This is a genomic window from Erythrobacter sp. SN021 (assembly GCF_021864455.1).
Genome location: NZ_JAKKUW010000001.1, coordinates 229,841 through 248,226, shown reverse-complemented (window position 1 = coordinate 248,226; position 18,386 = coordinate 229,841). Strand labels below are relative to the sequence as shown.

Below are 18,386 nucleotides of genomic sequence, written 5' to 3'. Positions count from 1 at the left end.
GGGGCGCGCTTATCGCGGCCCCTACGTCACTTGGCAATCACCCGCCAAAGGCATCCTTGAGCTTGTCGAAGAAGCCGCGGCTTTCGGGGCACTCCTCACCGGTTTCCATCTCGCGGAACTGTTCGAGCAGCGCGCGCTGCTCCTTGCTTAGCCTGGTCGGCGTTTCGACCGCGATTTCCACCACGAGATCGCCGCGACCGCGGCCCTGCAGCACGGGCATGCCTGCCCCACGCTGCCGCAACTGCTTACCCGACTGAATGCCTGCGGGGATTTCGATCGTAACCTCTTCCCCATCGATATTGGGAATATCGATCGATCCGCCGAGTGCGGCTGCTGTGAAGCTGATCGGCACACGCGTAGCCAGCGTCGTGCCTTCGCGCTGGAAGATGTCGTGCGGTTTCACATGAATGAAGATGTAGAGATCGCCCGGCGGCGCACCGCGCGGCCCGGCCTCGCCCTTGCCCGACAGACGGATACGCGTGCCGGTATCGACACCGGGCGGGATGCCCACCTCGAGCGCCTGAACCTTGTCGATGCGCCCTTCGCCGCGGCAATCGCGACAGGGCGACGAAATGACTTCCCCGCTGCCATGGCAATTGGGACAAGGTCGCTCGACGACGAAGAACCCCTGCTTGGCCCGGACACTGCCCTGGCCATGGCAAAGATTGCAGGTACGAGCGCGCGTGCCGGGCGTGGCGCCCGAACCGTGGCAGGTTTCGCAATTCTGCGAGACTTCGATTTCGATTTCGGTCGATTTTCCGTGAAAGGCCTCTTCGAGATCGATCTGCATGTCGTAGCGCAAATCCGCACCCCGGCGCGGACGCGCACGGCCTCCGCCACCGAAAGCGCTGCCGAAAATCGTTTCGAAAATATCGCCGAGATCCCCGAAATCGGCACCGCCCGGCCCACCACCCGGGCCGCCCTGTTGAAAGGCGGCATGTCCGTAGCGGTCATAGGCTGCCCGCTTTTGCGGGTCCTTGAGCACTTCGTAGGCGGCGCTGACCGCCTTGAATTTGCCTTCGCTTTCGGTGCAGCCCGGATTGCGATCGGGGTGGTGCTTCATCGCCAGTTTGCGATAGGCGGACTTGATCGTCGCGCCATCGGCGTCGCGGCTTACCTCGAGCAGTTCGTAGAGATCGGTTTCAGTCGTCGACATGGCTTTCCAATGGCTAATCGCCACCGGTGCGGGAATGCACCGATGGCGATTGGCTTCTCATCAGGCAATCAGTTCTTCGAATCTTCGTCGACTTCGGAGAATTCGGCGTCGACAACCTCTTCTTCCGCGCCACCGCCGGAGGATGCATCGCCTTCCGGGGCGTCAGGCGCGGCATTGGCCTGTTCCTGCTCGTAGATCGACTGGCCCATTTTCATCGCCGACTGCGACAGATCCTGGGCCTTCGCATTGATGTCGGCCGCATCGTCACCTTCGAGCGCGGCCTTGAGCGCCGCGACCTTTTCTTCGACTTCGCTCTTCAGCGAAGCGTCGATCTTGTCGCCATGCTCTTCGAGCTGCTTCTCGGTCGCATGGACGAGGCTGTCGGCCTGGTTGCGCGCTTCGGCGCTTTCCTTGCGCTTCTTGTCCTCGTCGGCGAACTTTTCGGCGTCCTGGACCATCTTCTCGATGTCGTCATCGGACAGACCGCCCGACGCCTGGATGCGGATCTGCTGCTCCTTGCCGGTGCCCTTGTCCTTGGCAGACACGTTCACGATGCCGTTGGCGTCGATGTCGAAGGTAACTTCGATCTGCGGGACGCCGCGAGGTGCTGCAGGGATGCCGACCAGATCGAACTGGCCCAGCATCTTGTTGTCCTGCGCCATCTCGCGTTCGCCCTGGAAAACGCGGATCGTCACCGCGTTCTGGTTGTCCTCGGCGGTGGAGTAGGTTTGCGTCTTCTTGGTCGGGATCGTCGTGTTGCGATCGATCATCTTGGTCATGATGCCGCCCAGCGTTTCGATGCCCAGCGAAAGCGGGGTCACGTCGAGCAGCAACACATCCTTGACGTCGCCCTGGAGGACGCCAGCCTGGATGGCAGCACCCATGGCCACGACTTCATCGGGGTTCACGCCGGTATGCGGCTTCGAACCGAAGAATTCCTCCACCACTTCGCGGACCTTGGGCATGCGGGTCATGCCGCCGACCAGGATAACCTCGTCGATCTCGTCTTTGGAAACGCCCGCATCGGCGAGTGCCTTCTTACAGGGCTCGAGTGTGCGCTTGATCAGATCGCCGACGAGCTGCTCGAGCTTCGAGCGGCTGATCGTTTCGACGAGGTGCAGCGGGGTCGAGCTGCCGCCTTCCATGCGTGCGGTGATGAAGGGCAGGTTGACTTCGGTCTGGGCCGAGCTCGACAGTTCGATCTTGGCCTTTTCGGCTGCTTCCTTGAGGCGCTGCAGGGCGAGCTTGTCGGTCCGGAGATCCATGTTCTCCTTCTTCTTGAACTCGTCCGCGAGATATTCGACGATCGCGCTGTCGAAGTCTTCACCGCCCAGGAAGGTGTCGCCATTGGTCGACTTAACTTCGAAGACGCCGTCGCCGATTTCGAGAACCGAGACGTCGAAGGTACCGCCGCCAAGGTCGTAAACGGCGATGGTCTTGCCGTCTTCCTTGTCCATGCCATAGGCGAGCGCGGCCGCAGTCGGCTCGTTGATGATGCGCAGCACTTCGAGACCTGCGATCTGGCCGGCGTCCTTGGTCGCCTGGCGCTGCGCGTCGTTGAAGTATGCGGGAACGGTGATCACGGCCTGCGTGACGGTTTCGCCGAGATAGCTCTCGGCGGTTTCCTTCATCTTCTGAAGAATGAAGGCGGAAACCTGACTGGGCGAATATTCCTCGCCGCCGGCTTCGACCCATGCGTCGCCATTCTTGCCCTTGACGATGTCATAGGGGACCAGCTCCATATCCTTCTTGGTCAGCGGATCGTCGAAACGGCGACCGATCAGGCGCTTGATCGCGAAAAGGGTGTTGTCCGGGTTGGTCACGGCCTGGCGCTTTGCCGGCTGGCCGATCAGGCGTTCGCCATCCTTGGTGAAGGCGACGATCGAAGGCGTGGTGCGCGCGCCTTCCGAATTCTCGATGACTTTGGGCTTGCCCCCGTCCATCACGGCGACGCAGCTGTTGGTGGTGCCGAGGTCGATACCGATAACTTTGCTCATGGTTTCCCCATCTGTTTCAAGTCGTTGGACACCGCTTCGTTGGCTCCCCATATCCTGGCGGAACCGGTCGGCGGCTCTATCCGGTGGTGTGTTACCCGGGCGATATAGGTGCGGTTTTTCTTGGCACAAGGGAGAGGCGCCGCTAGTTTTTCGACACTACCAAGAGGGGATCAAATCCATGAAAATGACGCATTTCGCGCCCTTTGCGCTTGCTTTTGCCGCGATTGGACTGGCCGGTTGCGCCAGTGAAACGGAAGAATCCACCACTCCCGCATCCGATGGAATTTCCCTGGAGGTCAGCAATGCGCGGCTGATGCTTCCGGCGGTTTCGGACAGACCCGGGGCGATATATTTCGATGTCGAGAACACTGGCGACAGAAACTACGCGATCCGCCGTGCCGATGTCGAAGGCGCAGGGAATGCGGAGCTGCACGGCTCGATGGAAATGGACGGTCAGATGATGATGGACAGCGTCGGCCAGGTCCTTGTGAATGCCGGCGGCACCGAAAGCTTCGAGCCGGGCGGATTTCACGTGATGGTCTTCGATCTCGATCCGTCGCTGGAAGCCGGAGGAACGACCGAAATGACACTCACAGTCGTCGGCGGGAAGAAAAAATCCTTTCCGGTGGAAATCCGCGCGGCGGGTGACGAACGCTGAACGATGCGCGCGACAGCCTCGGGCTTGAGACCCACGACGAAGCTGTCGCGCCTTCTTGTCCGGCGGGCGGCGAACGTGCGCTCACGCCAGGCGAAATTGCACTTGCACGGTCGGTGTTCGGCGACGTGATCGATTATGAAAAGGTCACGATCCGCCGCCGTAAATGGTTTCCGTTTCAGCCCCGCACGATCACCATGGCCCCCCGGGGCCACGTGCACTTCCACCCGCGCGCGGAAGCCTATTGCGATGATTTCTCCAAGGCCGACATCCCGCGTCAGGGACTGCTGATTCACGAATTGGTGCATGTCTGGCAGGTCCAGACGCGCGGCAAGTGGTTCCTCGTTACCCGGCGCATGCCCTGGGCGCGCTACGACTATGCGCTCAGGCCGGGATGGCCGCTCGAACGCTACGGCATCGAACAGCAGGCCGAAATCGTGAAGCATGCTTTCTGGCTCCGCAACGGTATCAAAGTCGCGGGGGTCGCCGATCCCGCAACCTATGATCTGCTGGTGCGCTTTCGCGGCGCCGGGGGTAGGTCCGTAAGCGGCTAGCAAAGAAAAGCCGCCCCTTGCGGGACGGCTCATCATTCAGCGGGATCGATTCGATGCCCTAGCGCCAGTAGCGCGCATAACGGTCATCATAGCGGCAATCGTCGTCGACATAGCGCCCGTCGCCGTAATAGCCGTCGCAATCGTCGTTCTTGTCGTTGACGTAGCCGACGACCCCGCCGATCGCAGCGCCAGCGAGCGCGTAGGTTTCGAGATCTTCGCCCAGAAGTGCGCTCAGCCCGGCGCCCGCAGCGGCACCGGCAACCGCGCCTTCGACCGCGTAGTTTTGCGCGCAGGCGCCGAGACTCAAACTTGAAGCCAAAAGTGCGGGCGCGAGTAACAATTTGGTATTCATCGGTTCTCTCCGTCGGCTTCCCTGTCGGTAGTTTTACGGACGAGAAGCACGCCTGTTCCTCAGTCGTATATCACACCGGAAAGACCCTGCCCGCGATCGGCAATGAAGGCATCGATCCGGGCTTCGAGCGCGGGCAGCGGCACCGAACCAAGCGAGAGCACAACATCGTGGAATTTGCAGATGTCGAAATCCTTGCCCAGCGCCTTTTCCGCTTTCGCGCGAACGCGGCGGATCGTCATCTCGCCCAGCTTGTAGGCCAGCGCCTGACCCGGCCAGCTAATGTAGCGATCAATCTCGGTCCCGACCTCGCGATCCGACAGGGCGGTGTGGCTGGAGAGGTACTCGATCGCCTGCTCGCGGGTCCACCCATAATGGTGAATGCCGGTGTCGATCACCAGCCGCGCGGCACGCCACATCTCGTAGGATAGCTGGCCGAAACGCTCGTAGGGATTGCGGTAAATGCCCATCTCATTGCCGAGATATTCGACATAGAGCCCCCAGCCCTCGCCGAAACCGGAGAAATAGGTTTGGCGGCGGAAGCGCGGTGCATCGTCGCGCTCGAGCGCGATGGCCGCCTGAAAGGAATGACCCGGCGCGCATTCGTGCATTGTCAGCGCGGGAATGTTGTAGACCGGACGCGAGGGTAGATCGTGGGTGTTGATCTGGCAGAACTCCAGCCCACCCCTGCCCGCCGTATAGTAAGGCGCGATGGCCGGATCGACCGGTCGCAGGCCATGGCGATAGCGCGGCAGGAAGCCGAAATATTCGTCCAGCTTGTCGTCGACTCGCTTGGCCGTATAGGCCGCCACTCCCATCAGTTCGTCCGGCGTATCGGCCACAAATTGCGGATCGCTGCGCAGGAAGGCGATGAATTCGTCCAGCGTCCCGTCAAATCCGGCCTCTTCCTTCGCCGTTTCCATTTCGGCGGTGATTCGCGCCACTTCGTCGAGACCGATCTGGTGGATCTCCTCAGCGGTCAGATCCAGTGTCGTATATTGCCGGATCTGCTGGGCGTAATAGGCCGGGCCATCGGGAAACTCGCTTGCCCCCAATGTGGCGCGGGTGTTGGGCAGATATTCTTCGCGGAAAAAGGCAAGCCACGCGGCATAGGCAGGGGTGACGCTTTCACGAATCGCTGCGCGTCCGGCTGCGCGCAAACGCTCCTGTTCCGCCTGGGGAATGCTGCGCGGCATATCGGCGAAAGGTGACCAGAAGGGGCTCTGCTCGGGGTCGTCGACGACATAGGAACTGATCGAGACATCGCGCCCCTCCAGCGTGATCCGGGGAACGGAAAATCCGCGTTCCAGCCCTGCTTTTGCATTGGCTGTATGTTCGGCGAAATAGCGCGGAATATCGCGCATCCGGCCGATATAATTCTCATATTCCTCAGCCGTGGGAAAGCTGCTGCGCGCGGCAAGGTAAGACCAGAAATTGCTATCGCTGTCGAAGGGCATTTCCCATTCGGCAAAGCGCGCATCGCCAATTTCAGCTTCGAGCAGAGTGCGCAAAACCAGCGCATTGGTCTGCGCCGTCTCGCTCAACTTCGAGATATCGATCTTGTCGAGCTGGGCCAGATATTCGGCATGTCGCGCAGCGCGCGCCCGCTGCGCTTCCGGGGCAACCGACCACAGCCGATCGCCCTGTTCGGTGCTGCCATTGGCATTTTCTGTAAGCCCGAATTGTTCGAGCTGATAATCGTAATAGTCATCCGCCAGCGCCTCGAGCCGCTCATCGGCGCTCTCTTGCGCGGCAAGCGGCGTGGTACAGGTGGCAGCGACGAGGACCGCCGCTCCGAAAATAGCAGTCCTCATCGTCTTTCCCCTATCCTAATCGGATCAGTCGGGCTTCTTCGCCACGCCGACCATGGCCGGGCGCAGCAGCCGGTCCTTGATCATGTAGCCGGCCTGCATTTCCTGCACGATCGTGCCGGGCTCTGCCTCGTCGGTCGGCACTTCCATCATCGCCTGGTGCTGGTTCGGGTCGAGCGGTATGCCCTTGGCGGCGATACGGGTGATACCGTTCTGGCCGAACACCTTCTCCAGCTCGCGCTGTGTGGCCTCGATCCCGGCGATGAAGTTCTTCGCTTTCTCATGCTCGCGCAGCTCTTCCGGCACGTGGTCAAGAGCGCGTGCGAGATTATCGGCCACGCTCAGAATATCGCGAGCGAAGCTGGTCGCGCCGTAATTGCGGGCATCCTGGACGTCCTTTTCGAGGCGGCGGCGTACATTCTGCGTTTCCGCACGGGCATAAAGCACGTCCTGCATTGCGCTATCGAGATCGCCCTTCAGCTTGGCGAGCGCTTCTTCGAGGCCGTTATCTTCATCGGCAGCTTCACCATCGTCACGCAGATGTTCCGGGACGCCTTCCATTTCGCGTGCCACTTCTTCGTCGACCGCCTTGTCTTGCGGTTCTTTGTTGTTTTCGTCGTTCACTGGAAAAACCCTGTTAGCCTATTCGTTTGCCCAAGGATCGGGCCGTGAAATCCACCATGGGGACGACCCGCGCGTAATTCAACCGCGTCGGACCGATCACACCCAGCACGCCGACCACTCTGCCCTCGCGATCGCGATAGGGCGAAGCGATCACCGAGGACCCAGAAAGCGAGAACAGCCGGTTCTCGCTGCCGATGAATATCCGCAAGGCATCTGCCCGTCGCGCGCGATCGAGCAGACTGGCGACCGATTGCTTGCTTTCCAAATCGTCGAGCAGCGAACGCACACGTTCGATATCCCCCAGCGCCACGTCATCGAGCAGATTGGCTTGGCCACGCACAATCAGCACCGGCCGGTTGGTTGCATCCTCGCTCCAGGTAGCAAGTCCGCGCTGCACGAGATCGCGACTTGCCTCGTCGAGAGCGGATCTGCCGCTGGCTATTTCCTCTTCGACCGTGCTGGCGGCCTCGGCCAGCGTACGGCCCGACGTGCGCGCGGTGAGATAATTACTGGCCTGCTCAAGCGAGGTGCCGAGCGCTTCTACCGGCAGCGACAGAATGCGGTTCTCGATATGCCCATCTTCGCCGACGAGCACGGCGAGCACCCGGTTGGCATCGAGCGCGGTCAGCGAAACCTGAGACAACCGAGGTTCGCGCGTGGGCACCATGACCATCCCCGCAGCGCCCGAAAGATCGGAAAGAAGTGCGCTGGTTTTCTCGAGTGCACGCTCGATCGGCCCCGGTTCCGCCAGCCGCTGTTCGATGGCGGCACGCTCCTCTTGAGACGGTTCGGCAACCTGCATCATCGCATCGACGAAAAGGCGCAGGCCGCTTTCGGTCGGCATCCGTCCGGCACTGGTATGCGGTGCCGCCAGCAGGCCGCGTTGTTCGAGCTCGGCCAGAACCGAACGGATCGAGGCCGGTGAGAGGTTTACTCCGCTCTCGCTCGCGAGAGCTTTCGATCCCACCGGCGCGCCGCTGTCGAGATAGCCTTCCACCACGAGACGGAAGATATCCCGCGCGCGGTCCGACAAATCAGTGAGCGGTGGAGAATTCATAGTGCCTATCTAACCACTCCCCTTGCGGCCTCAAGACCCATGCGCCACACGCGTCCCCGAGATTCGACTGCAATGGAGACCCCTATGCGACCTTCCGGCCGTGCGCCCGACGAAATGCGTGCCATCACCATCGAAACCGGTTACACCAAGCATGCCGAAGGTAGCTGCCTTATCAGCTTCGGCGAAACGCGCGTGCTGTGCACCGCCAGTGTCGAAGAACGCATTCCGCCATGGCTGCGTGGCAAGGGCGAAGGCTGGGTGACCGGCGAATATTCGATGCTCCCCCGCGCTACGCATACGCGCGGCCAGCGCGAGGCGGCCAAGGGAAAACAAAGCGGACGAACGCAGGAAATCCAGCGCCTAATCGGGCGGAGCTTGCGCGCCGTGGTCGATCATAAGAAGCTCGGCGAGCGCCAGATCACGCTCGATTGCGATGTGATCCAAGCCGATGGCGGCACGCGCACAGCCTCGATCTCCGGTGCTTGGGTTGCCCTGCGTCTCGCGGTCGACGGGCTGATGAAATCCGGCGCGATCACCCAGGATCCGATTACGGCCAAGGTCGCTGCGATTTCCTGCGGCATCTATGACGGTACGCCGGTGCTCGATCTCGACTATCCCGAAGACAGCAATGCCGATGCGGACGCCAATTTCGTACTCATCGAAGGCGGCAAGATCGCGGAGGCGCAGGCCACGGCCGAGGGCGCACCCTATGACGAGGAAGCTTTCCTGCGCCTGCTCCGCCTCGCTCAGATGGGCTGCGCGGACATCTTCAAGGCCCAAGACGAGGCAACGCGGAAATGACACGCTGCATCGGTTCGGGCACGCTGGTAATCGCCACGCATAACGAAGGCAAGCTGAAGGAAATTTCCGCTCTGCTCGAACCGCATGGCGTCAAATGTATCTCGGCCGGATCGCTGGGCCTGCCCGAACCTGCCGAGACGGGTACGACCTTCGTTCAGAACGCGCTGATCAAGGCACGTGCTGCGGCGGAGGCATCGGGCCTCGTCGCCCTGGCGGATGATAGCGGTTTGTCCGTCGATGCACTCGACGGACGGCCCGGCGTTTACACCGCCGACTGGGCCGAACGACAGTGGTTCGAAGGCGATCCGGGGCGCGACTGGTATATGGCGATGGGCAAGGTCGAAGGCATGCTGCAGGAGAAAGGCACCGAGGTCGATCGGTCCTGCGCTTTTCATTGCGTCCTCGCGGTCGCCTGGCCCGATGGCGAGCAAGCGGTCTATGAAGGCACCGCCCCCGGCACGTTAACCTGGCCGCCGCGCGGCACCATGGGGTTCGGATACGATCCCGTCTTCGTGCCCAAGGGGCGCGAGCAAACGTTCGCGCAGCTCGATCCGGCAGAGAAACACGCCATCAGCCACCGCGCCGATGCTTTTGCCAAGCTCGTCGCCGACCAGTTTGGCTGACGGTTAGAAGGCCTTCTGTCCCCACACGTTTCCGGCCGGCCAGTAACGGCAGACAAGCACGTCGTTGCCGCGCGCGCTCACCACTGCACAACCGACTTCCTTGGTTTCACGCCAGACCACCTGTGTATAGTGCCCGACATCGGCCCAGTTCCCGGTTTTGGAGATGTCGGGAAAATGAGCGTGGCGATAGTGTTGCTTTTCCTCGATGAACATGCCGACCATGGTTTCAACGGGCCAATGTCCGGCTGTGCCCATCCAGAGGTTTTCACCTGTCCGGTTCCGTGTTTTCCCGTCGGCATGCTGAAGCTTGCCCTTGCGGGAGAGATGATGCGCCCATTCCCGCGCCTCGCGTTCGAGGTGGACATTCCATTTCAGCGGGCGCAGGCTCAGCCGGTCCCGCTCCCGATTATGGGCGTCCAGAATGCGGGCCGCCATGCGCAGGTCGGATGTGCCTTGGCGATCAATCGAGCGCGGTGCCGGGTCGGCGCGGCGCAAATCGAGCGGTTTCGACGCCCCGCTTGCGGCTGCAGCAGTGACCGTGGCACATAGCACGGCAATGGCGCCGCCCAGCGACGCGATCCATTTTTTCGACCCATCCATGACAGGTGGAATTCCGTTCCGATGATTAAGATTAGCTGAAGACATCCTTGGCCCGCGCTCTCTACATTCACTGGCCCTTCTGTATCGCGAAATGTCCTTATTGCGATTTCAACAGCCATGTCCGGGAAACTGCGGATATCGCGCAATGGAAAGCTGCGCTGGTGGCGGACATGCAGCATGAGCATGATGAGACACAGTCGCAAGAACCCCTCGCAAGTATCTTTTTTGGCGGAGGAACTCCGTCTCTCATGCCTCCCACCCTCGTTTCCGCCCTGCTGGAGAAAGTAGAGCGCTTGTGGGGCTTCGATCCGGCGATCGAGATTACGCTCGAAGCCAATCCCAGCAGTGTCGAAGCGGGCAATTTCGCCGAACTCGCGGCAGCGGGGATCAACCGCGTTTCGCTGGGCGTGCAGAGTCTGCGCGACGAGGTGTTGCGTTTTCTCGGCAGGCTGCATGGCGTCGACGAAGCGCTGAAGGCGGTGACGGTGGCGCAGCGGCATTTCGCTCGCGTTTCGATCGACCTGATCTATGCCCGACCCGACCAGACGGAGGCGGACTGGCAAGTAGAACTGGGCGAGGCACTGGCGCTCGGTACCGATCACATGTCGCTCTATCAGCTTACGATAGAGCCCGCGACGCGCTTCGCGACCGATGTGCGGCGCGGCGTGTTCGAACCCCTCGGCGATGATTATGCGGCCGATCTGTTTGCTCTGACTCGCGAGATGACCGAAGCTGCCGGCCTCCCGGCCTATGAGGTCAGCAACCACGCCCGGCCGGGTCAGGAGAGCCGCCACAATCTGACATACTGGCGCTATCAGGATTATGTCGGCATCGGCCCCGGTGCGCATGGACGGCGGTGCGACGTCGCGACGATACGCCACCGCAAGCCCGAGAACTACCTCTCCGCAGTGGCGACGCAGGGGCACGGGATCGCCGAAGCGCGTCCGCTAGCTCACGGAGAACAGGCTAGCGAAGCGTTGCTGATGGGACTGCGGCTGGCCGAAGGGGTCGATCTCGCGGCACTGGCCCGCCGGTTCGACGCAGCGCCCGCTGCGTTGGTCGACGAGGCCAAACTGGCACTGTATCGCGATCTCGGCCTTGTTTGGGTGGAGCAAGAACGGATCGGCGTCACGCCGCAGGGCATGCCGCTGCTCGATGCCTTGCTTGGCGAAGTGGTCTGCACCGACCTCGTGACGTCATGAGCAGGGCCGACCTGCTCGCGGCTTGGCACGATCACCTGGCACTTGGATTGCGCCGCTCCCATCACACAGTGCGCGCTTATGACAAGGCGGCGGAGCGTCTTCTTACGCGAATGGGTCTTTCGTCCTGGGACGCCGTCGCCGAAATCACGGCAACACGTCTGCGCACGCATCTCGCATCGCGCCGCGCAGAGGGACTTTCCAATGCCTCCGCCGCGCGTGAACTTTCGGCGCTGAAGGGCTTCATCGCCTTCGCTCGGACACAGGCGGGACATGCCGTGTCCGACCCGCCGCGCCTGCGGGGGCCGAGCATAAAGAAAGGCCTGCCTCGCCCGGTCACGCCCGACGATGCAATCGGGCTCGCCGATGCGGTCGAGGCGCTGGCCGCTGAAGACTGGATCGGCGCACGCGATCGCGCGGTTTTGCTATTGCTCTACGGCGCGGGGATGCGGATCGCAGAGGCGCTGTCGCTGACCGGCAGCGCGCTGCCGCTGGGCGAGAGGCTGATCGTCAGCGGCAAGGGCGGCAAACAGCGTGTTGTGCCGCTGCTCCCCATCGTGCGCGAGGCTGTCGCGGATTATGCCGCGCGCTGCCCCTACCCCATGGCGAAGGACGATGCACTGTTTCGGGGTGCAAGGGGCGGGCCGCTGTCGCAAGGAATGATTCAGAAGGCGACGGCACGAGCGCGCAAAGTACTGGGCTTGCCCGACAGCGCCACGCCCCACGCACTAAGGCACAGCTTTGCCACTCACCTGCTTGGCGCAGGCGCGGATTTGCGGAGCCTGCAGGAGCTGCTCGGACATGCCAGTCTGGGCTCGACGCAAATCTACACCAAGGTCGACGCGGCTCGGCTGCTCGATACCTATCGCAGCGCCCACCCGCGCGAAAAGGACTAATCGCGCTTCCGCGGTTTCCAGGTCAGTACCCGCCACACATACCCACCGAATGCGGCCACGAAGATCGCCAGGACGAGCCAACCCAGCAATTCCTGCGAACGGGCCAGCCTGCGGCCCAGTTCAACCATGGCCAGGTTCCAAACCAAAGCGCCCGCGAAGGTATAGACCAGGAACCGGACAGCCCCCATGTGCGATAATCCCGCGGGGATCGAGATGAGTGTGCGCAGGACCGGCGTGAATCGCATGGCGAAGACCACCCACGAGCCATGCCTGCGAAAGAACGCCTGCGCGCGTTCGACATCGTGCCACTCCATCGTCAGCCAGCGACCGTGGCGCGTGACGAAGGGTTCGAGCCGCGTCCGCCCCCAGCGATCGCAAATCCAGTACCACCAGTAATTGCCCAGCGTCGTTCCCGCGCTGCCCACCAGGAGAAGCGGCCAATACTCCATCGTGCCGCGCGCCACCGCGACCCCGCCCAGCCCCATGATGATTTCGGAAGGGAGCGGCGGGAAGATGTTTTCCAACGCCATCAGCACGAAGATACCCAGCAGACCGCCGAGCTCGATCGTGCGGATGATGAATTCGGTCATCGCGCGCTAACCGGCACGGTCACATCGCCGCGTGACGCCGCTCGATCGCCTCCCATATCAGCGCGGCTGTATCCGTACCGTTGAAGGTGTCGATCGCCACGATGCCGGTAGGAGAGGTGACGTTGATTTCGGTCAGCCATTTGCCGCCGATCACGTCGATACCGACGAAAACCAGACCGCGGCGCTTCAATTCCGGCCCCATCGCGGCGCAGATTTCCTCTTCGCGCGCCGTCAGCGTTGTCGCTTCGGCATGTCCCCCTTGCGCCAGGTTCGAACGGAACTCACCTTCGCCAGGGAAACGATTGATTGCCCCTGCGAATTCCCCATCGACGAGCACGATCCGCTTGTCGCCTTCGCTGACTTCGGGAATGAAGGGCTGGACCATATGCGGTTCGGGCCAGGTCTGGTCGAAAACTTCGGACAGAGCCGATAGGTTCGTCCCCTCCGCATCGATCCGGAAGATCGCCTTGCCCCCATTGCCGTGCAACGGTTTGACCACCACCGAACCGTGCTTCTTCTGGAAATCGCGCAGATCGTCCAGATGCCGAGCGACGAGAGTTGGCGGCATATACTGCGCATAATCGAGCACGAACATTTTCTCGGGCGCGTTCACGACTTCGCGCGGGTCGTTGACCACCAGCGTCGTGCCCTTAAGCCGGTCGAGCAGCAAAGCGCTGCTGATATAGCCCAGATGGAACGGAGGGTCCTGCCGCATCAGCACGACATCGATATCCCGCGCGAGGTCGATCCGGCGACGTTCGCCGGCGCTGAAATGGTCGCCCTCCACCCGCTGCACGCGCACCGGGGCAGCATGGGCCGTGATGAAGCCGCCGGGCGCCCCGTCGCTTTCGTAGGCAAGGCTGGCGACATCGTAATGCCACACGTCATGCCCGCGCGCCTGCGCGGCCAGCATCAGCGCGAATGAGCTGTCGCCCGCTATATTGATAGTTTCGAGCGGGTCCATCTGGACGGCGACACGTAGCGGCATTCTAGTCTCCGATCATCCTCGCCTGCCTTGCGATTACGGCTGCCAGGCATTGGCGATGTGGCGAGGGAAGCTGCCCGGCGCAAGCAGGATCACGTCGATGCGGATGTCTTCGCCGTCCAGCGCATAACGATGCGCCACCGCTTCGGCGGCGGCGGCGGCGCGCGACAGCCGGTATTCGTCGATCGCATGGTCGAGGTCGGCGCGCCTGCGTCGCCATTTGACCTCGACGAAGGCAATCACTCCACGCCGCTTGGCGATCAGGTCGATCTCCCCCGCCGCTGTTTTCACGCGGCGGTCGAGGATCTGCCAACCCTTTGCCCTGAGCCACATTGCAGCGCGGGTTTCGCCTTCGCGGCCGCTTTTTTCGGCCAGTTGGCGTTTCATGCCGAGCGTAATTCCATCGCTCTGGCATAGAGGGTCTTGCGATCCATCCCCGTGGCCTTGGCCACCTGCGCCGCGGCCTGCGAAACCTTCATCGTGCGCAAGGCGTCGATCAGCATGGCGTCGGTATCCTCTTCGCGGGCAACGCTTTCGGGCGGCGGCCCGACCAGCAAGACGATTTCCCCCTTGGGCGGGTTGGCTTCGAAATAGGCGATTAGCCCGGCGGGAAGCCCGCGCCGCAATTCCTCGTGCAGCTTGGTGAGTTCGCGCGCGACCGCCACCTCACGGTCGGGAAGCGTTTCGGCTATCGCTGCCAGTGACTTTCCGAGCCGGGGAGCCGTGTCGTAGAATATCAATGTCGCATCGACACCGGCCAGTTCCTCCAGCGCCTCACGCCGGGCTTTGTCCTTGCTGGGCAGGAAGCCGCCGAACAGAAAGCGGTCATTGGGCAGGCCCGACAGCGCGAGACCGGCAATCGCGGCACAGGCCCCCGGGACTACGGTCACTGGAATGCCCTCGGCACGGCAATCATTGACCAGGCGATAGCCAGGGTCGGATATCATCGGCGTGCCTGCGTCGCTGACCAGTGCCACCGCACGCTGACGCATCGAATCGACCAGGCGCGAACGATCGCGATGCTCGCTGTGATCGTCGTAGCGCCACATCGGCCTGGAAATGCCGAGGTGCTTGAGCAGCTTGCCGGTAACGCGCGTATCTTCGCAGGCGATGCCATCGCAGCGCCGCAACACGTCGACGGCCCGCAGTGTTATGTCACCAAGGTTGCCGATCGGGGTGGCGACGATATAGAGCCCCGGTGTAAGGCTATCTTCGGGAGGGGCTTTTTCGTTCACCCTCCTTCAATGAACATCAATGAGGGACGCGGCAAGCATGAAGCGCTGGAGTTTGAACCGTCGGACGATCGTCACCGTAGGCCTCGCGGCGTTGCTCGCCGGGTGTTCCACGATTCTCCCACGCGGGACCGATCGCGCCGAGCCTGTCGACACCACGCCGACACCGCAGCCGACCGAGGCGCTGCCCACCGACCAGACGCGTCATCGTATCGCCCTGCTCGTCCCAATGTCGGGGCGGAATGGCCCGGTCGGTCAGGCGATCGCCAATGCCACCACCATGGCCTTGCTCGACACCAATGCGAGCAATCTGCGGATCACGACTTACGACACCGCGAAAGGCCCCGAGGCCGCCGCGCGGCAGGCAATCACGGAAGGAAACAAGCTGATCCTCGGTCCGCTGCTGGGATCGAACATTCCGTCGGTCCTCGCTCCGGCCCGGGCGGCCGATGTCCCGGTAATCTCTTTTTCCAACGATACCGGTGCGGCAGGCCCCGATGTCTTCATCATGGGCCATATTCCCGAACAGTCGATCATGCGCACAGTCGAGTATGCGCGTGAACGCGGATCGCAGAACTTCGCGATCATCGCGCCCGATGGCGCGTATGGCGCGCGGTCCGAGGAAGCCATGCGGCGGGCAGTTTCGGCCTATGGCGGCACGGTCGTCTGGACGGAACGCTATGCGCGCGGGAACACTTCGGTAGTAAGCGCCGCCGAGCGGCTCAAAGCCCATGGCGGCTTCGATACCGTCCTGATCGCCGACGGACCGAGGCTGGCCGCGCAGGCCGCGGGCGTGCTTTCGCCCGGCGGTGGCGGTGCAACCCAATTGCTCGGCACCGAACTGTGGAGCGGCGAAGGTTCGATCACCCGCGCCTCGGCGCTTCAGGGTGCTCTTTTTTCGGCCGTTTCCGATGACCGCTACAAGCGCTTCGTCGACAGTTACGAGGCCCGGTTCGGCAGCCAGCCCTATCGCATCGCGACGCTCGGATACGATGCGGTCCTGCTGACCTTGCGGGTTGCGCGCGACTGGCGCGTGGGTCGCGACTTCCCGGACCGGGCACTGCGCACCAGGGATGGCTTTCTCGGGCTCGACGGTGCCTTCCGCTTCGGACGCGACGGCCTGGTCGAGCGTGCTTTCGAAGTGCGCGAGGTACGCGATGGAACGGTCGTGATTGTGGACAATGCGCCGACTCGGTTCTGAGCAGCGCGGATAACCCGCCTCGTCCGCTTGTGGCGCGGCGAAGCAGCGCGATATAGCTGGCAGTCATGTCCGACGATCTGTTCGAAAACACGCCCACCTCCAGCGGCGATTACGATGCCTCCTCGATCGAGGTGCTGGAAGGCCTCGAACCGGTGCGCCGCCGCCCCGGCATGTATATCGGCGGGACGGACGATCGGGCGCTGCATCACCTCGTCGCCGAAGTGCTCGACAATGCAATGGACGAGGCGGTTGCAGGCCATGCGACGCGCATAGAAATGCGCATCGAGGAAGGCAACCGGGTCATTATCGCCGACAACGGTCGGGGCATCCCGGTTGACGAGCATCCCAAATATCCGGGCAAGTCGACGCTCGAAGTTATCCTCTCGACGCTCCACTCGGGAGGAAAGTTCTCGGGCAAGGCCTATGCCACCAGTGGCGGACTGCACGGCGTTGGTGTCTCGGTGGTCAATGCCTTGTCGAGCGATACGCGGGTCGAGGTGGCGCGCGACAAGCAGCTCTATGCGCAGAGCTTTTCCAAGGGACAGACGCTCGGCCCGATCGAACAGCTCGGCCCGACGCCCAACCGGCGTGGCACGACGGTCAGCTTCGTGCCCGACACCGAAATTTTCGGTGACCGTCAGTTCAACCCGAAACGGCTGTTCAGGCTCGCGCGGTCCAAGGCCTATCTTTTTGCCGGGGTCGAGATCCGCTGGAAATGCGCCGACAGCCTCGCCAGCGAGGACGTGCCTGCCGAGGCCGTGTTCAAGTTCCCAGGCGGCCTTGCGGACCACCTTGCCGAGCAAATCGACGGCCGCGAATGCGTAACCGCGCAGCCCTTTACCGGCAGTCAGGACTTTCCTGAAGAGGCGGGACGCGTCGAATGGGCGATCGCCTGGCCGCTCTATTCGGACGGTTCCACGAGCTGGTATTGCAACACCGTGCCCACGCCCGATGGGGGCACGCATGAACAGGGCGTGCGCGCGGCGTTGACCAAGGGGTTGCGAGCTTTCGGCGACCTGACCGGCGTGAAGAAAGCCAAGGATCTGACCGCGGACGACATCATGGTCGGCGCCGAGGTGATGCTAAGTGTCTTCATCCGCGATCCGCAGTTCCAGAGCCAGACCAAGGACCGCCTGACTTCCCCGGAAGCCGCGCGTCTGGTCGAAAATGCGGTACGCGACCATTTCGACCATTTCCTCGCCGACAACATGGATCGCGGCAAGGCGCTGCTCGGCCAGGTGATGGAGCGGATGGACGAGCGCCTGCGCCGCAAGCAGGAACGCGAGATCAAGCGCAAGACCGCGACCAATGCCAAGAAGTTGCGCCTACCGGGCAAGCTCACCGATTGCTCGGGAGAAGGCAACGGCGAGACCGAGCTGTTCATCGTCGAAGGCGACAGCGCAGGCGGCAGCGCCAAGCAGGCGCGCAACCGCAAGACGCAGGCGATCCTGCCGATCCGCGGCAAGATCCTCAACGTCGCCAGCGCATCCGCCGACAAGATCCGCGCGAACAGCGAAATCGCCGACCTCACACTGGCAATGGGCTGCGGCACACGCAAGGATTGCGACCCGGAAAACCTGCGCTACGACCGCATCATCATCATGACCGATGCCGATGTCGACGGCGCGCATATCGCCACGCTGCTGATGACCTTCTTCTTCCAGGAAATGCCCGAGATAGTGCGCAATGGGCATCTTTATCTCGCCCAGCCACCGCTCTACCGGCTCACTTCGGGCAAAGAGAGCCGCTATGCTCGCGACGACGCGCACCGTGCGGAGCTTGAGGAAACGGTGTTCAAGGGCAAGAAGGTCGATGTCGGACGGTTCAAGGGCCTGGGCGAGATGAACCCCGCGCAATTGCGCGAGACTACCATGAATCCCGACACACGCAGCCTGATCCGCATCACGCTGCCGCCCGAGTTCGAAGACCGCGTGAAAGTGAAGGAACTGGTCGACCAGCTCATGGGCCGCAATCCGGAACATCGGTTCAACTTCATCCAGAACAATGCCGGTGACATGGACCGTGAGATGATCGACGCGTAACGAGTCTACCGAAC

General features: G+C 62.5%; 19 protein-coding genes. 8 read left to right on the top strand and 11 right to left on the bottom strand.

Features of this window, described 5'->3' with window-relative positions; genetic code table 11:
- Positions 1 to 37: 37 nt before the first annotated feature.
- Both dnaJ and dnaK read right to left on the bottom strand, forming a co-directional pair.
- On the bottom strand, positions 38 to 1,156 hold the full coding sequence (gene dnaJ / locus L5849_RS01165) for a molecular chaperone DnaJ (protein WP_236923982.1): 1,119 nt from the start codon (positions 1,154 to 1,156) through the stop codon (positions 38 to 40).
- A gap of 68 nt (positions 1,157 to 1,224) precedes the next feature.
- Positions 1,225 to 3,153 carry a molecular chaperone DnaK gene (gene dnaK / locus L5849_RS01160; protein WP_236923980.1) on the bottom strand — a complete coding sequence of 643 codons (1,929 nt, stop codon included), beginning with the start codon at positions 3,151 to 3,153 and terminating at the stop codon, positions 1,225 to 1,227.
- 178 nt (positions 3,154 to 3,331) lie between these two features.
- On the opposite strand from dnaK, the gene L5849_RS01155 reads away from it, so the two are divergent.
- Positions 3,332 to 3,811: a copper chaperone PCu(A)C gene (locus tag L5849_RS01155; RefSeq protein WP_236923978.1), complete on the top strand. Its 480-nt coding sequence runs from the start codon at positions 3,332 to 3,334 to the stop codon at positions 3,809 to 3,811.
- A gap of 95 nt (positions 3,812 to 3,906) precedes the next feature.
- Positions 3,907 to 4,362 (top strand): vgr related protein, encoded by a 456-nt coding sequence (locus tag L5849_RS01150; protein WP_236924600.1) that lies wholly within the window; start codon positions 3,907 to 3,909, stop codon positions 4,360 to 4,362.
- Positions 4,363 to 4,420: 58 nt separating this feature from the next.
- Here the strand turns inward: L5849_RS01150 and L5849_RS01145 are convergent, their stop codons facing one another.
- Genes L5849_RS01145 through hrcA form a run of 4 tightly spaced genes read right to left on the bottom strand, consistent with a single transcriptional unit; the run spans position 4,421 to position 8,203 of the window.
- A complete protein-coding gene (locus L5849_RS01145; RefSeq protein WP_115416755.1) occupies positions 4,421 to 4,714 on the bottom strand; it encodes a glycine zipper domain-containing protein in 294 nt (97 codons plus the stop codon).
- 59 nt (positions 4,715 to 4,773) lie between these two features.
- Entirely contained in the window at positions 4,774 to 6,525 is a 1,752-nt protein-coding gene (locus L5849_RS01140; RefSeq protein WP_236923976.1) for a DUF885 family protein, read from the bottom strand.
- Positions 6,526 to 6,549: 24 nt separating this feature from the next.
- Complete coding sequence (gene grpE / locus L5849_RS01135) at positions 6,550 to 7,146, bottom strand: nucleotide exchange factor GrpE (protein ID WP_236923974.1); 597 nt, start codon at positions 7,144 to 7,146, stop codon at positions 6,550 to 6,552.
- A 13-nt stretch (positions 7,147 to 7,159) separates the two neighbouring features.
- Positions 7,160 to 8,203 (bottom strand): heat-inducible transcriptional repressor HrcA, encoded by a 1,044-nt coding sequence (hrcA, locus tag L5849_RS01130; protein ID WP_236923972.1) that lies wholly within the window; start codon positions 8,201 to 8,203, stop codon positions 7,160 to 7,162.
- Positions 8,204 to 8,287: 84 nt separating this feature from the next.
- On the opposite strand from hrcA, the gene rph reads away from it, so the two are divergent.
- Together rph and rdgB are read left to right on the top strand one after the other, a co-directional pair.
- A complete protein-coding gene (rph, locus tag L5849_RS01125) occupies positions 8,288 to 9,004 on the top strand; it encodes a ribonuclease PH (RefSeq protein WP_236923971.1) in 717 nt (238 codons plus the stop codon).
- Positions 9,001 to 9,627, top strand: coding sequence for an RdgB/HAM1 family non-canonical purine NTP pyrophosphatase (gene rdgB / locus L5849_RS01120; RefSeq protein ID WP_236923969.1), 627 nt, complete (start codon positions 9,001 to 9,003; stop codon positions 9,625 to 9,627). Before rph ends, rdgB begins: the two co-directional genes overlap by 4 nt.
- 3 nt (positions 9,628 to 9,630) lie before the next feature.
- Here the strand turns inward: rdgB and L5849_RS01115 are convergent, their stop codons facing one another.
- The gene (locus L5849_RS01115; protein WP_236923968.1) at positions 9,631 to 10,227 is read right to left on the bottom strand and encodes a CAP domain-containing protein; all 597 of its coding nucleotides are present in this window, start codon (positions 10,225 to 10,227) and stop codon (positions 9,631 to 9,633) included.
- Between the two features lie 47 nt (positions 10,228 to 10,274).
- On the opposite strand from L5849_RS01115, the gene hemW reads away from it, so the two are divergent.
- Positions 10,275 to 11,429 (top strand): radical SAM family heme chaperone HemW, encoded by a 1,155-nt coding sequence (gene hemW, locus L5849_RS01110; RefSeq protein ID WP_236923966.1) that lies wholly within the window; start codon positions 10,275 to 10,277, stop codon positions 11,427 to 11,429.
- Positions 11,426 to 12,322, top strand: a complete 897-nt coding sequence (locus tag L5849_RS01105; protein ID WP_236923965.1) for a tyrosine recombinase XerC — start codon at positions 11,426 to 11,428, stop codon at positions 12,320 to 12,322. The genes hemW and L5849_RS01105 overlap by 4 nt, the downstream gene beginning before the upstream one ends.
- On the opposite strand, the gene L5849_RS01100 is transcribed toward L5849_RS01105, so the two are convergent.
- From L5849_RS01100 to rsmI, 4 genes are read right to left on the bottom strand one after another with little or no spacing between them, the layout of a single operon-like run.
- Complete coding sequence (locus L5849_RS01100) at positions 12,319 to 12,912, bottom strand: DedA family protein (protein ID WP_236923964.1); 594 nt, start codon at positions 12,910 to 12,912, stop codon at positions 12,319 to 12,321. The two genes, L5849_RS01105 and L5849_RS01100, sit on opposite strands and share 4 nt — an antisense overlap.
- A gap of 19 nt (positions 12,913 to 12,931) precedes the next feature.
- Positions 12,932 to 13,900, bottom strand: coding sequence for a glutathione synthase (gene gshB / locus L5849_RS01095; RefSeq protein WP_236923963.1), 969 nt, complete (start codon positions 13,898 to 13,900; stop codon positions 12,932 to 12,934).
- A 33-nt stretch (positions 13,901 to 13,933) separates the two neighbouring features.
- Entirely contained in the window at positions 13,934 to 14,284 is a 351-nt protein-coding gene (locus L5849_RS01090) for a YraN family protein (protein ID WP_236923962.1), read from the bottom strand.
- Positions 14,281 to 15,132, bottom strand: a complete 852-nt coding sequence (rsmI, locus tag L5849_RS01085) for a 16S rRNA (cytidine(1402)-2'-O)-methyltransferase (protein ID WP_236923961.1) — start codon at positions 15,130 to 15,132, stop codon at positions 14,281 to 14,283. Before rsmI ends, L5849_RS01090 begins: the two co-directional genes overlap by 4 nt.
- Positions 15,133 to 15,169: 37 nt before the next feature.
- On the opposite strand from rsmI, the gene L5849_RS01080 reads away from it, so the two are divergent.
- Positions 15,170 to 16,330 carry a penicillin-binding protein activator gene (locus L5849_RS01080; protein ID WP_236923960.1) on the top strand — a complete coding sequence of 387 codons (1,161 nt, stop codon included), beginning with the start codon at positions 15,170 to 15,172 and terminating at the stop codon, positions 16,328 to 16,330.
- 65 nt (positions 16,331 to 16,395) lie between these two features.
- Positions 16,396 to 18,372: a DNA topoisomerase IV subunit B gene (parE, locus tag L5849_RS01075; protein ID WP_236923959.1), complete on the top strand. Its 1,977-nt coding sequence runs from the start codon at positions 16,396 to 16,398 to the stop codon at positions 18,370 to 18,372.
- The last annotated feature ends 14 nt before the right edge of the window (positions 18,373 to 18,386 follow it).

Excerpts from the sequence above, each read along its gene's own strand:
- L5849_RS01090 (WP_236923962.1), bottom strand. The coding sequence starts at position 14,284 with ATGAAACGCCAACTGGCCGAAAAAAGCGGCCGCGAAGGCGAAACCCGC.
- dnaK (WP_236923980.1), bottom strand. The coding sequence starts at position 3,153 with ATGAGCAAAGTTATCGGTATCGACCTCGGCACCACCAACAGCTGCGTC.
- L5849_RS01080 (WP_236923960.1), top strand. The coding sequence starts at position 15,170 with ATGAAGCGCTGGAGTTTGAACCGTCGGACGATCGTCACCGTAGGCCTC.
- L5849_RS01115 (WP_236923968.1), bottom strand. The coding sequence starts at position 10,227 with ATGGATGGGTCGAAAAAATGGATCGCGTCGCTGGGCGGCGCCATTGCC.
- gshB (WP_236923963.1), bottom strand. The coding sequence starts at position 13,900 with ATGCCGCTACGTGTCGCCGTCCAGATGGACCCGCTCGAAACTATCAAT.
- dnaJ (WP_236923982.1), bottom strand. The coding sequence starts at position 1,156 with ATGTCGACGACTGAAACCGATCTCTACGAACTGCTCGAGGTAAGCCGC.
- rdgB (WP_236923969.1), top strand. The coding sequence starts at position 9,001 with ATGACACGCTGCATCGGTTCGGGCACGCTGGTAATCGCCACGCATAAC.
- L5849_RS01145 (WP_115416755.1), bottom strand. The coding sequence starts at position 4,714 with ATGAATACCAAATTGTTACTCGCGCCCGCACTTTTGGCTTCAAGTTTG.
- L5849_RS01155 (WP_236923978.1), top strand. The coding sequence starts at position 3,332 with ATGAAAATGACGCATTTCGCGCCCTTTGCGCTTGCTTTTGCCGCGATT.
- rph (WP_236923971.1), top strand. The coding sequence starts at position 8,288 with ATGCGACCTTCCGGCCGTGCGCCCGACGAAATGCGTGCCATCACCATC.
- L5849_RS01100 (WP_236923964.1), bottom strand. The coding sequence starts at position 12,912 with ATGACCGAATTCATCATCCGCACGATCGAGCTCGGCGGTCTGCTGGGT.
- hrcA (WP_236923972.1), bottom strand. The coding sequence starts at position 8,203 with ATGAATTCTCCACCGCTCACTGATTTGTCGGACCGCGCGCGGGATATC.
- L5849_RS01140 (WP_236923976.1), bottom strand. The coding sequence starts at position 6,525 with ATGAGGACTGCTATTTTCGGAGCGGCGGTCCTCGTCGCTGCCACCTGT.
- parE (WP_236923959.1), top strand. The coding sequence starts at position 16,396 with ATGTCCGACGATCTGTTCGAAAACACGCCCACCTCCAGCGGCGATTAC.
- L5849_RS01105 (WP_236923965.1), top strand. The coding sequence starts at position 11,426 with ATGAGCAGGGCCGACCTGCTCGCGGCTTGGCACGATCACCTGGCACTT.